The sequence below is a fragment of the Streptomyces sp. NPDC050548 genome (genome assembly GCF_044457385.1).
Classification (GTDB): Bacteria; Actinomycetota; Actinomycetes; order Streptomycetales; family Streptomycetaceae; genus Streptomyces.
Window position 1 is genome coordinate 162438 of sequence record NZ_JBITGV010000004.1, and the last position, 12541, is coordinate 174978.

Consider the following 12541-nt stretch of genomic DNA (forward strand, 5'->3'; position numbering starts at 1 on the left):
CGCTCCGGCTAGGCCTCCGTCACCATGAGGGAGGCCATCATGCCCTCGTCCTCGTGCTGCAGCAGGTGACAGTGGAGCATGTACATGTAGGTGTCGTCGGAGAAGTCGGTGAACTCCATGGCGATCTTGATCGAACCGCCGCCGACCACTTCGTAGGTGTCGTACCAGCCGAGTTGGACCCCAGTCGGGTCCTCGCCGTTGATGGAGATCAGCTGATACGGCACGTCGTGCAGGTGGAACGAGTGTTCCAGCTGGGTGGCGTTCTGGATCGTCCAGATCTCCTTGGCGCCGACCGTCGTACTGATCATCGCCATCGCGGCCATGCTCGTGCCCGCCGAACCGTTGATCAGCATGGTGGCGCCGCTCTGGCTCAGCGTGATCGTCCTGGCGGTGAAGTCGCTCGTGTCGTACCGGTCGATGGTGTTGAGGGTGCTGGGCAGGTCGGCCGGGGTGTCGGAGCCGCTGGCCGTGATCGCGAGGAAGTCGTAGGTGCCGCTGCCGCCGCGGATCCAGCCGGTGGTGATCACGGCCTGGAGGGTGGCGTCCGCGGTGAGGTCCATCGTGAACTCGGCGCGGGCGCCGGCCACCAGGCGGATCGTGGTCACCTCGGCGGCCTCGGCCAGATAGCCCTGGTCGGTGGTGATCTGCGTGAGGGTGCCGCCGTCGCTGCGCTGGATGGTGATGATGTCGGACGGCGAGGCGTTCAGCGCGCGGAACCGGGTCCGGGTCTTGGTGGCGGTGAAACCGAGCGTGGTGGAGTCCACGTTGGTCCCGTTGACCAGCAGGGGGAAGGTCGTCGTGCTCAGCCGGTAGCCGGCCGCGTCATACTTGATGTCTCCGGCGGTGTCCACGGCGAGGGACTGGAAGATGAGCGGGATGTCGTCCACGCCGTAGTCGCTGGGCAGCGCGGCCGACGCGTCCGAGGAGTCCTCGACGATGATCATCCCGGCCAGGCCGTGCACGGCCTGCTTGGCGGTGGTGCCCAGGGCGTGCGGGTGGTACCAGAGCGTGGTGGCCGGGTCCTTGACCGTGAACGTGGGCGACCAGGTCTCGCCGTCGGCGAAGGCGACCTGGGGGCCGCCGTCCATCTTGGCCGGGACGTGGGCGCCGTGGAAGTGGACGGTGGTGTCCTCACCGATGTCGTTGGTGATGTTGAGGAGGACCTCGTTGCCGTTCGTCCACTTCATGGTGGGGCCCAGGAAGTCCTGGTTGTAGCCCATCGTGCTGCTGGTTACGCCCGAGATCACCTCGTGGGTGCCGGTCTTGGCCTCCAGCGTGAAGGTGGTGACGCCGCTGGAGGTGGTGCCCTCCAGCAGGTCCGGGATGGTGAGGGTGGCGTCGGCGGCGGACGCCTTGTTCTTCGCCGCGTCGTTCAGCAGGGAGAAGGCACCGCCTGCGGCGGCCACCGCCGCGATGCCGGCCCCGGCCATTCCGCCGAGGAACTTGCGCCGGTGCAGACCCTTGCCGCTCCGGGCCACGCCGGCCTTGCTGTGCTCGCGCTTCTCAGCGGCGGATTTGCGGTGGTTGCCCTTGGCGTCTCTCGTTTCGTCGGACGCGGACGCGGACGCGGGCTCGCTGGTGTGTGTCATGCAGCGGAGATTTGACCTAAGGGCTGTGTAAAAACTGAGCAGCAGTTAGCAGCGAGCAAGGCAAGCTGTGAAAGGTAAGACTGCACGGTCTCTCTCCAACTCCCCTTACAGGTAAGGCGAGTTGACGTGCCGCAGGTCACCTCCTGACCAGGGGACGCATTGGACACCGCCGTTACTGAAACGACTCATAGCCAAAGTCGAATGTGACCTGAGTCATATCCCTGTCCGGTGTGCCCGCCTTACGAGCGCCATGTACCGGTCCCAGTCCAGTACCGCCCGGGGTCCGTGTGGTCGGTCCCCGGCACCTCTGCCACTGGCTGGTCGAGCACGAGGGCGTCACCGTCGAGTGCCTCCCGGTCGACTCCTACGGCCGTGTCCACCCCGAGGTGCGCGTGAGGCCATCGCCCGCAACCACGCGATCCTCGGCGGGGACCCGGTGGACCGGCTGCCCGCCAACGCCCACTTCATGTTCCCCGGCTGCGAGGGCGACTCCCTGCTGTTGCTGCTGGACGCCCAGGGCGTCGAGTGCTCCACCGGCTCAGCCTGCACGGCGGGTGTCGCCCAGCCCAGCCATGTCCTGCTCGCCACCGGCACCGACCCGGAGCCGGCCCGCGGCACCCTGCGCTTCCCGCTGGGCCACACCTCCACGGAGGCCGACGTGGAGGCCGTCGCGAAGGCGATCGCTCCGGCGGTGGAACGGGCCCGTGTCGCCGGGCTGACCTGACACGACCCGCACATGCGAAGAACCGGGGAGAGTCCGCCGACTCTCCCCGGCACAACGTGTCCGGCGTCCACGGGGGAGGCCGACCCCGGACAGCGGGGAAGCCTCGCTCCTCGTCGAACTAGTCGTCCGTCGCGCTGGCGCTCGCGGTCGCCGTGGCGGTCGAGTCGTCCGTCGCGGTCGCTGAGGCACTGGCGCTCGCGGAGGCGCTCGCACTGGCCGTGGCCGTGGCCGTGGAGTCGTCGGTGTCGGTGGTGGTGCTCGTATCGTCGCCCGTCACCATGAGGCCGGCCATCATGCCTTCGTCCTCGTGCTGCAGGAGATGGCAGTGGAGCATGTACATGTAGGTGTCGTCGGAGAAGTCGGTGAACTCCATGGCGATCTCGATCGAGCCGCCGCCGACCACCTCATAGGTGTCGTACCAGCCGAGCTGGACCCCGGTGGGATCCTCGCCGTTGACGGAGATCAGCTGATATGGCACGTCGTGCAGATGGAACGAGTGTTCCAGCTGGGTGCTGTTGGTGATCGTCCAGATCTCCTGGGAGCCCAGCGTGGTGCTGATCATCGCCATGGAGTCCATGCTGGTGCCGGCCGAGCCGTTGATCAGCATGGTCGTGCCGTCCTGGCCGAGTGTGATGGTGCGGGCCGTGAAGTCGCTCGTGTCGTACCGGTCGATGGTGTTGAGGGTGCTGGGGAGGTCGTCGGGGGTGTCGGTGCCGCTGGCGGTGATGGCGAGGACGTCGTAGGTGCCGCTGCCGCCGCGGACCCAGCCGGTGGTGACGACGGCCTGGAGCGTGGCGTCCGCGCTCAGGTCCATCACGAACTCGGCGCGGGCGCCGGCCACCAGCCGGATGGACGTGACGTCGGTCGCCTCGGTCAGATAGCCCTGGTCGGTGGCGATCTGGGAGAGCGTCCCGCTGTCGCTGCGCTGGATGGTGATGATGTCCGAGGGGGAGGCGTTCAGCACCCGGAATCGGGTGCGGGTCTTGGTGGCCGTGAAGCTGAGCGAGGCGGAGTCGACGTTCGTGCCGTTCAGCAGCAACGGGTAGCTGAGGTCGCTTTCGAGGTAGCCGGCCAGGTCGTACTTGATGTCCCCAGCGCTGTCGGTGGCGAGGCACTGGAAGATGAGCGGGACGTCGTCCACGCCGTAGTCGCTGGGCAGGTCCGACGAGGCGGTCGAGTCGTCCTCGACGATGATCATCCCGGCCAGCCCGTGCACCGCCTGCTTGGCCGTGGTGCCCAGTGCGTGCGGGTGGTACCAGAGGGTCTTCGCGGAGTCGTCGACGGTGAACGTCGGGGACCAGGTCTCGCCGTCGGCGAAGGCGACCTGGGGGCCGCCGTCCATCTTGGCCGGAACGTGGGCGCCGTGGAAGTGGACAGTGGTGTCCTCGCCCAGGCTGTTGGTGATGTTCAGCAGGACCGTGTCGCCGTTGGTCCACTTCATGGTGGGGCCGAGGAACGACTGGTTGTAGCCCATGGTGTCGCTGGTGACCCCGCTCAGCACTTCGGCGGTGCCGGTCTTGGCCTCCAGGGTGAACGTGGTGGTGCTGTCCGAGGTGGTGCCCTCCAGGAGGTCGGGGATGGTGAGGGTGGTGTCCGCGGCGGACGCCTTGTTCTTCGCCGCGTCGTTCAGCAGGGAGAAGGCACCGCCTGCGGCGGCCACCGCCGCGATGCCGGCCCCGGCCATTCCGCCGAGGAACTTGCGCCGGTGCAGACCCTTGCCCCGGGCCGCGCCGGCCTTGCTGTGCTCGCGCTTCTCGGCTGTGCTCTTGCGGTGGTTGCCCCTGCCGTTCTCTCCGGACGCGGGCTCGCTGGTGTGTGTCATGCGGCAGAGATTTGACCTAAGGACTGTGTAAAGACTGGGGGGCTTTTAGTAGCCAGCGGGGCAAACTGTGAAGGTGGGAGTGCGCGATCATGCTCCAACTCCCCTTGACGAGACGCCGAGTTGACGTACCGCAGGTCACCTCCGGAGCAGGGGACGCATTGGACACCGCCGTCACGGAAGCAACTCATAGCCAAACCCTAGTGTGACCAGGGTCACACTTGCGTCCGGTGTGCCCGCCTTACGAGCGCCATGTACCGGTCCCAGTCCCAGTACCGACCGGGGTCCGTGTGATCGGTCCCCGGCACCTCCACGTGCCCGATGACGTGCTTCCGGTCGACCGGGATTCCGTAGCGCCGGCATATCGCGGCCGTCAGCCGCGCGGAGGACGCGTACATCGCGTCGGTGAACGACGACGCCTCCGCCACGAAGCCCTCGTGCTCGATGCCGACACTGCGTTCGTTGTACTCCCGGTTGCCCGCGTGGAAGGCCACGTCCAGCTCGCGGATCATCTGCGTGATGTGCCCGTCCTTGCGCACGATGTAGTGCGCCGCCGCCCCGTGCGCCGGGTCCTGGAAGACCTTCACCGCGCTGCGGAAACTGCCCTGGGTGACATGGATGACCACCATGTCTATCCCGTAGTCGTCCGGCCGGTCCGCCCGCCGGTAGTTCGCCGGGGACGCCGACACCCACTGCGCGCCCCGGAAGTCCACCGCGCCCGACACCCGCGGCTTCTCCACCGCGGGCAGCCGCCACCACAGCCGCGCCAGCTCGTCCCGCGCCAGCGCCGCCGTCCCCACGGCGGCCGCGGCACCGCCGATCAGCAGCGCCCGCCGGCCCGTGAGCCCTCGCGCGGTCTCCGTGTGCCCGCCCTGTGTCTCCCCCATGCGATCTTCAACGGATACTCGCGGGTCCCGGTTCCCGGCGACCCGTACCCTGGAAGGGTTATGACTGAGACCTCGCAGCGCCCCCGCCCCCTCCGCGTACTCGCCGCCATGTCCGGCGGCGTGGACTCCGCCGTCGCCGCCGCCCGCGCCGCCGAAGCCGGCCACGACGTGACCGGCGTCCACCTCGCGCTCTCCGCGAACCCGCAATCGTTCCGCACGGGCGCGCGTGGCTGTTGCACCATCGAGGACTCACGGGACGCCCGCCGCGCCGCCGACGTCATCGGCATCCCGTTCTACGTCTGGGACCTCGCCGACCGCTTCCGCGAGGACGTCGTCGAGGACTTCGTCGCCGAGTACGAGGCCGGCCGCACCCCGAACCCCTGCCTGCGCTGCAACGAGAAGATCAAGTTCGCCGCACTCCTCGACAAGGCGCTCGCCCTCGGCTTCGACGCGGTCTGCACCGGCCACTACGCCCAGGTGATCGTGAACGAGGACGGCACCCGCGAACTGCACCGCGCCTCCGACATGGCCAAGGACCAGTCCTACGTCCTCGGCGTCCTGGACGAGCGGCAGCTCGCCCACGCCCTCTTCCCGCTCGGCGACACCGTGACGACGAAGGACGAGATCCGCGCGGAGGCCGAGCGCCGAGGCCTCGCCGTCGCCAAGAAGCCCGACTCGCACGACATCTGCTTCATCGCCGACGGCGACACCCAGGGCTTCCTCGCGAACCGCCTCGGCAAGGCGGAGGGCGACATCGTCGACGAGTCCGGCACCGTCGTCGGCTCGCACGAGGGCGCGTACGGCTTCACCATCGGCCAGCGCAAGGGCCTGCGTATCGGCACCCCTGCCGCCGACGGCAAGCCGCGCTACGTCCTCGACATCTCCCCGGTCGACAACACGGTGACGGTCGGCCCGGCCGCCGCCCTGGACGTCAGCGGCCTCACCGCCGTCAAGCCGCGCTGGTGCGGCACGGCCCCCACCGGACCCGGCACCTACACCGCCCAACTCCGCGCCCACGGCGGCGAGACCGAGGTCACCGCCGAACTCGTCGACGGCACCCTGGAGGTGTCCTTCACCGAGCCGGTCCGTGGTGTGGCCCCCGGGCAGGCGATCGTGCTCTACGACGACACGCGCGTGGTGGGGTCGGCGACGATCGCCACCACGGCTCGGCGGGAAGCCGCCACAGCCTGATCATCGAGAACTCGCAGGAGCTGGCACGGCCCGACCACCCGGCATAGGCTGGCCCCGCGGAAGGCCCGCACAGTGTGAGTCGGCGGCGGGACCTCCCCGCCCCTCCGGGAGGTGGACGGTGCTCCTGCGCTTTCGAGTGGCGAACCACCGCTCGATCCGGGACGAGGCCGAGCTGACACTTGTCGCCGCGGCAAGCAGCGCTGACAGTTCCGACAGCATCGCGCGGGACAGCGGGATCGCGCAGGACGACGGCGGGCACGTGATGGTGCTGCCCGTGGCCGGGATCTTCGGTGCGAACGCTTCCGGCAAGAGCAACCTGCTCAGCGCGTTCCACGCCATGCGGGAGGCGGTACGCACCTCCTTCGCGGACTGGGCCAAGTATCCCGGGGTGCCTCACCGGCAGCCCTTCAAGCTGGACGCCGCCAGCGCCGAGGAGACCACCCTCTTCGAGGTCGACCTGGTCCTCGGCGTCCGCACCCCCGTCCGTTACACGTACGGCTTCGAGCTCTCTGACGACCGGGTGGAGGCCGAATGGCTGCACGCCTATCCGGGCGGCATCCGACAGGTCTGGTTCGACAGGGAGGCGGACCGCCCGGCGGAGGACGGCGACGAGTACCTCTTCGAGAGCCCGGCTTTCACCGGCCGCCGCGACGATCTGGTCGCGCTCACCCGGCCGAACGCCCTCTTCCTCTCCACCGCGGCCACCCTCAACGACCCCCAACTGTCCGCCCTGCACCGCTGGTTCCTGAACAACCTGTGGCTGATGACCCCGGGTGAGGACATCACACACCGTGCCGACTGGACCAAGCGCCGCCTCACCGAGCTCCACGCCGACACCGGCTACCGCGAACGGCTCGTCCAGCTCCTGGCCTCCGCAGACCTGGGCGTCACCGGCTTCGACCTCGACCCGGACACCGGCGCGGTCTCCCTCCGACACCGGACGGAGGGGGCGGAAGGGGTCGCCCTCGACTTCCTCACCGAGGAAAGCTTCGGTACGCACGCGTGGTTCGCTTTTCTCGGCCCGATGCTCGCCGTCCTCGACAACGGGACGACGCTGCTGGTCGACGAACTCGACTCCAGTCTCCACCCCACGCTGGCCGCCGAGGTCGTGCGTCTCTTCCAGGACCGCAAGGCCAACACCAAGGGCGCCCAGCTGATCTTCACCACCCACGATGCCACGCTGCTCGGCAACGCCGTACTCGACCGTCCGCTCCACCGCGACCAGGTATGGCTCACCGCCAAGACGAAGTCCGGCGCGAGCGAGCTGTATCCGCTGGTCGCCGCACACCCGGAAGCGGGCGAGGACCTGGAGCGGGGCTATCTGCGCGGCCGGTACGGAGGGGTGCCCCGGGTGACCCCAGGCGAGATCGCCCGCGAGGTGTCCTGGCTGGAGGAGAAGGCGGCAGCGACGGCGTGAGCGAACGGGGTGGGCACGGAGCATGAGCAGCAGGCGCAGGTCGAAGAAGGACGCGGCGAGCACGGTGCTGCCGCCGCAGGCGCCTCCGTCGCAGTACTCACGTCGCGAGCGGGTGCTTTACGTGGGATGCGAGGGCGAGGTGACCGAGTACGACTACCTGCGGTACCTCAACAAGGAGTTCGGGAGCGGGGACAGTGAGACCGGCCGACCGCCCTTCACCATCAAGCCGGTCCGCAAGGCCGACGGCCTGATCCCATCCCGTACCGTCAAGGCGGTCGTCGAGGCCGCCCGGGGCGAGGACGAGACCTGGGTGCTCTTCGACCGCGACAGCCACCACGACATCCACGAGGCTTTCGAGGCCGCCGCGGCCTCGGACACCGAGGTCTGCTTCTCCCACCCTTCCTTCGAACTGTGGCTGCTGCTGCACTTCCAGCAGTTCGGCGGCACCCAGGGCGCGGCGAAGAACACGCTCGTCCTGGAGAAGCTGCGCAAGGCCGACCCCGCGTACAAGCGGTTCGACAAGCCCGACAAGGGTCTCAACGACGCCCGCACCAAGGTGCTGAAGGGCAAGGAGAAGAAGGCGGTGGACAACGCGCGAGCCCTGGTCGGTCAGTGCGAGCACGGTTCGTGCAAGCCCGCCAACGCCACGTTCGAGGAGCCGAAGTACGGCCGCTCGGCGAAGGAGCGGGCCGCGCGCTCCGGGCACGCCAAGAACTGCGAGGTCCTGGACCGGGACCCGTCCACCGACGTGTGGCGGCTCCTGGTCAGTCTGGGCATCGTGAAGCTCTGAGCGGCGGCGTGGCGTGCCCGGCCATGACGGTCCAAATGTCCCGTTGTGGCCGGTTGGCTCCTCGGGTCGCGAGCCGTCTAGTCTTCCGTAGCCCCTCCATTCCCGTACGAAGGACCAGCGCGTGGCCAGAATCACCCTGCCCGAGCTCGAACGCCATCTCTTCTCGGCCGCCGACATCCTGCGCGGCCGGATGGACGCCTCCGAGTACCGAGACTTCATCTTCGGGATGCTCTTCCTGAAGCGGGCCTCGGACGAGTTCGAGCCGGAGTGGAAGCGGGTGTACGAGGGGCGGCTCGCGCAGACCGGCGACGACAAGGCGAAGGCGCTGGCCAAGGCGGACAACCCGGCCGCCTACCCCCGCGTCTTCTACGTGCCGCCGCGAGCACGCTGGTGGCGTGGACCGCACCACGACCCGGAGAGGCCGGAGAGCCCGGCGCCCGGCATCATGGCTCTGACCGAGAACGTCGGCCAGGGCCTCGACGAGGCTCTGGTGGCGCTGCAGGACGGCAACACCCTGCTCGCGGGCATCGCCTCGCACATCAACTTCAACGAGGTCGTCGGCACCAAGCCGCGCTTCACCGACCCCGAACTCCGTTCACTCATCCGGCACTTCAGCCTGTACCGGCTGCGCAACGAGGACTTCGAGTTCCCCGACATGCTGGGCGCGGCCTACGAGTACCTCCTCGGCCGGTTCGCCGACTCGGCCGGCCAGCGCGGCGGCGAGTTCTACACGCCGCGATCGGTGGTACGGATGATGGTGCGCCTGGTCGACCCGCAGCCCAGGGAGTCGGTCTACGACCCGTGCGCGGGCTCCGGCGGCATGCTGATCGCGGCCCGCGAGCACGTCGAGGAACACGGCGGCGACCCCGAGGAACTGTCGGTCAACGGCCAGGACAAGAACGGCCCTTCCTGGTCCATGGCCAGCATGAACATGGTCCTGCACGGCATCCACACCTTCGACCTCCAGAACGGCGACACCCTCGCCGAGCCGCTCCACCTCGACAGGAACGGGCGGCTGCGCAAGTTCTCGGCGATCCTGTCCAACCCTCCGTTCTCGCTCCCGTACGACGAGGACGCCGTCGCCAAGGCCGACGAGGACCACGGCAAGCGGATGCAGTGGGGCTGGACGCCGGGCAGCGGCAAGAAGGCCGACCTGATGTTCGTCCAGCACATGGTGTCGGTCTTGGAGGACGACGGCGGACGGGCGGCCGTCGTCATGCCGTACGGGGTGCTCTTCCGGGGCGGCAAGGAGCGTGACATCCGCGTCGGAATGCTCCGCGTGGACTGCGTCGAGGCCGTCATCGGCCTCGGCCCAAACCTGTTCTACGGCGCGGGCGTCCCCGCCTGCATCCTCATCCTGCGGCCCCCGCACGGGAAGACCGACCCGAAGCGCCTGAAGAAGGTCCTCTTCATCAACGCCGACCGGGACTTCACACCCGGCCGCAACCAGAACGAACTCGGCCCTGAGCACGTCGAGAAGATCGTCACGGTCTTCCGCGAATGGCGCCTCATCGACGGCTACTCGCGCGAGGTCCACCGCGACGAACTCCTCGCGCCGGACGCGAAGGGCGTCCCCGAGGCGAACTTCAACATCCGCCGCTGGGTGGACAATTCACCGCCGGCGGAGCCGCAGGACGTACGGGCGCATCTGTACGGGGGTGTGCCGGTCGCCGAAGTCGCGGCGAAGGAGGGGCTGTTCAAGGCGTACGGGGTTGATGCGGGGGCGCTGTTCGCGCGGAGGGAGGGTGACGCGGGTACGGATACGGGCTCGGGTGACTACTACGACTTCCTGCCGGAGGGCGCGGAGGCGACGGCCGCCCGGATTCCGCGACTGGCGTACGCGCGGGAGGCGGAGCTGCGGGAGACGTACGACGAGTGGTGGTCGAAGAGCTCCGGTCTCTTCGCGCAGCTCGCGGCGGACAAGGAGCTGATGGACCTGCGCGGCGGGCTCCTCGACGGGTTCACGTCGGCTGTCGGCGGGGCCGGGGTCCTGGACGAGTTCACGACGGCGGGCATCATCGCCGCGTGGTGGACGGAGAACCGCTACGACATGAAGGCCCTCGCGGCGGGCGGCTTCGAACGGGTCCTGGAGGGCTGGGTCGACTCCGTCGAGGCGATCGTCGACCCGGCGGTCCCGGGTGGCGGCGCGGACGACGCGAAGCGCTCGTCGGTATCCCCGGCGGAGCGGCGCCGGGCCCTCGACCAGCCGGTGGTACGGGAGTTGATCCCGGAGTTCTTGGAGGCGGTGGCGGCGGCGGACAAGGCGCTCGCGGAGGCGGAGGCCGCGGCGAAGACAGCGGCGGAGGCGAGGTCGGCGGTGGTGGACGCGGGCACGGACACGGAGGACGAGTCCGACGCCGAGTCCGGTGAACCGGCGGAGCCGGTCGCCCCGGAGCAACTTGCCGCGCTGGATAAGGCGTTGGCGGTGGCCAAGAAGGCCCTGACTGTGGCACGCAAGAAGCGGAAGGCGCTGGACGACCGTTTCCTGCCGGACCTGAAGGCAGCGGCGAGCCTGAAGCAGGCTGAGGAGGGCGGCCCGGAGAGCGTTGTCCTGGCGGTCCTCCGCCGTGACCTGTCCGACCGTCTCAACGCGGCGCTGGCGACGGGCCGCCGCGAGATCGTCGCCTCGTTCCGACGCTGGGCCGAGAAGTACGAGGTGTCGCTGACGGACCTGGAGGACGAGAGCGGGGACGCAGCGAAGGGGCTTGCGGAGTGGCTGGGGGTGCTGGGCTATGGGCGTTGAGGTTCGGTCCACGGTGGCGCTCAAGGATGTGCTGAGAAAGGTCGAGACCGGATGGAGCCCGGTCTGCGACTCGGCGCGACCGGCCATGGACGAGTGGGGTGTTCTGAAGCTCAGCGCGGTCACTTCGGGGAAGTTTGTTGCCTCGGAGGCGAAGCGACTTCCCAGCGAGGTCCTGCCGAGGATCGCCTTTGAAGTACGGCCCGGCGATGTCCTCATGTCCCGGGCCAACGGGGTCAAGGCGCTCGTGGGTGTCGCCTGCACGGTGAATCAGGTCCGTCCGAGACTGCTTCTGCCGGACCTGGTGTTCCGGCTGGCTGCTGATCCTGACGTGCTGGATCCGGTCTTCCTGGGAATCGTGCTTAGCTCAGCTGCTGTGCGGCGGCAGATTGAGGCGGCCATGCGCGGGACCAGCGGCCAGTACAAGGTGTCGCAGGCCGACGTACGAGGGCTGGAGATTCCTCGACTGCCGCTACCCGAACAACGCGACATCGTTGCCGCGCACGAGGCGTTCGAACGGCGAATCGGGGCGTTGGAGCGGACGCTGACCAAGGTCGAAATCGCCGAGTCCGCGCTCTCTGCCGATGCGTTGCGCCAAGTCGGGGCAGCCGGTCCGCGTCTCGACTCGGTCGCCACTGTTGCGGCCGGTGTCACGCTCGGCTCCGAACCAGTGGGCGACGGAACCGTCGAGTTGCCTTACCTCCGTGTCGCGAACGTGCTCGATGGGCGAATCGACACCACTGACGTCAAGACGGTCCGCATCGTGAAGACGCAGTATGAGCGCTACGCCCTCAGGAAGGGTGACCTTCTACTCACCGAGGGCGGCGATCTCGACAAGCTGGGCCGAGGCGCCGTCTGGGACGGCCGTATTCACGAGTGTCTGCACCAGAACCATGTGTTCCGGGTTCGTTGTGGCGAGCAGATGTTGCCGGACTTCCTCGCGCTGTATACCGCGTCGCCTGAGGGCCGCGCCTACTTCCAGCGTGTGGGTAAGCAGACGACCAACCTTGCGTCGATCAACTCGACCCAGGTGAAGCAGATGCCGGTTCCGGTACCGCCGGTGGAGGAGCAACGGCGTCTGCTCGGCCCGGTACATGCGGCTCGTGAACGGGCTGCCGTGCTGCAAGAGCAGATCGCCAAGCTCCGCACGATCCAGCAGGGCGTGGTCGAAGACCTCCTCAACGGTCGGTCCCGAGTGACCCGGACCTGAGGCCTTCTATCAGCGCACCGAATGACGCCCGGCCCGTGACGAACACGTTCGCCGGGCGTTTGCTGTCCCGCATGGCAACGCCTGCCCGTACCGAGGCGACCTCGACGCAATTGTTGCCACCGGAGTCGGAGTAGGAAGACTTCAACCACTGCGGGCCGGGCACGTGAGACACCT

At 68.6% G+C, this 12541-nt stretch carries 9 protein-coding genes and 1 pseudogene; 6 read left to right on the top strand and 4 right to left on the bottom strand.

The features are described 5' to 3' along the window. Positions 1-8: 8 nt before the first annotated feature. Positions 9-1589: a multicopper oxidase family protein gene (locus ACIBJH_RS13940; RefSeq protein WP_399117082.1), complete on the bottom strand. Its 1581-nt coding sequence runs from the start codon at positions 1587-1589 to the stop codon at positions 9-11. 415 nt (positions 1590-2004) lie between these two features. Between ACIBJH_RS13940 and ACIBJH_RS13945 the strand changes: the two are divergent. Then, positions 2005-2313 (top strand): annotated as a pseudogene (locus ACIBJH_RS13945) (aminotransferase class V-fold PLP-dependent enzyme); the annotation flags it as partial. Positions 2314-2431: 118 nt separating this feature from the next. Here ACIBJH_RS13945 and ACIBJH_RS13950 read toward each other — a convergent pair. Beyond that, entirely contained in the window at positions 2432-4135 is a 1704-nt protein-coding gene (locus ACIBJH_RS13950) for a multicopper oxidase family protein (RefSeq protein WP_399117083.1), read from the bottom strand. Between the two features lie 212 nt (positions 4136-4347). Beyond that, positions 4348-5019, bottom strand: coding sequence for an N-acetylmuramoyl-L-alanine amidase (locus tag ACIBJH_RS13955; RefSeq protein WP_399117084.1), 672 nt, complete (start codon positions 5017-5019; stop codon positions 4348-4350). A 60-nt stretch (positions 5020-5079) separates the two neighbouring features. Between ACIBJH_RS13955 and mnmA the strand changes: the two genes are divergently transcribed. From mnmA to ACIBJH_RS13980, 5 genes are all read left to right on the top strand, one after another. Then, positions 5080-6210 (top strand): tRNA 2-thiouridine(34) synthase MnmA, encoded by a 1131-nt coding sequence (mnmA, locus tag ACIBJH_RS13960; protein ID WP_399117085.1) that lies wholly within the window; start codon positions 5080-5082, stop codon positions 6208-6210. Positions 6211-6328: 118 nt separating this feature from the next. After that, positions 6329-7627, top strand: a complete 1299-nt coding sequence (locus tag ACIBJH_RS13965; protein ID WP_360078243.1) for an ATP-binding protein — start codon at positions 6329-6331, stop codon at positions 7625-7627. A gap of 22 nt (positions 7628-7649) precedes the next feature. After that, the gene (locus tag ACIBJH_RS13970) at positions 7650-8417 is read left to right on the top strand and encodes an RloB family protein (RefSeq protein ID WP_360078242.1); all 768 of its coding nucleotides are present in this window, start codon (positions 7650-7652) and stop codon (positions 8415-8417) included. Positions 8418-8538: 121 nt separating this feature from the next. Continuing rightward, positions 8539-11160: an N-6 DNA methylase gene (locus ACIBJH_RS13975; protein ID WP_399117086.1), complete on the top strand. Its 2622-nt coding sequence runs from the start codon at positions 8539-8541 to the stop codon at positions 11158-11160. Positions 11161-11173: 13 nt separating this feature from the next. After that, positions 11174-12367 (top strand): hypothetical protein, encoded by a 1194-nt coding sequence (locus tag ACIBJH_RS13980; RefSeq protein WP_399117087.1) that lies wholly within the window; start codon positions 11174-11176, stop codon positions 12365-12367. Here ACIBJH_RS13980 and ACIBJH_RS13985 read toward each other — a convergent pair. Continuing rightward, positions 12336-12539, bottom strand: a complete 204-nt coding sequence (locus tag ACIBJH_RS13985) for a DUF397 domain-containing protein (RefSeq protein WP_399117088.1) — start codon at positions 12537-12539, stop codon at positions 12336-12338. The two genes, ACIBJH_RS13980 and ACIBJH_RS13985, sit on opposite strands and share 32 nt — an antisense overlap. Positions 12540-12541: the final 2 nt, after the last annotated feature.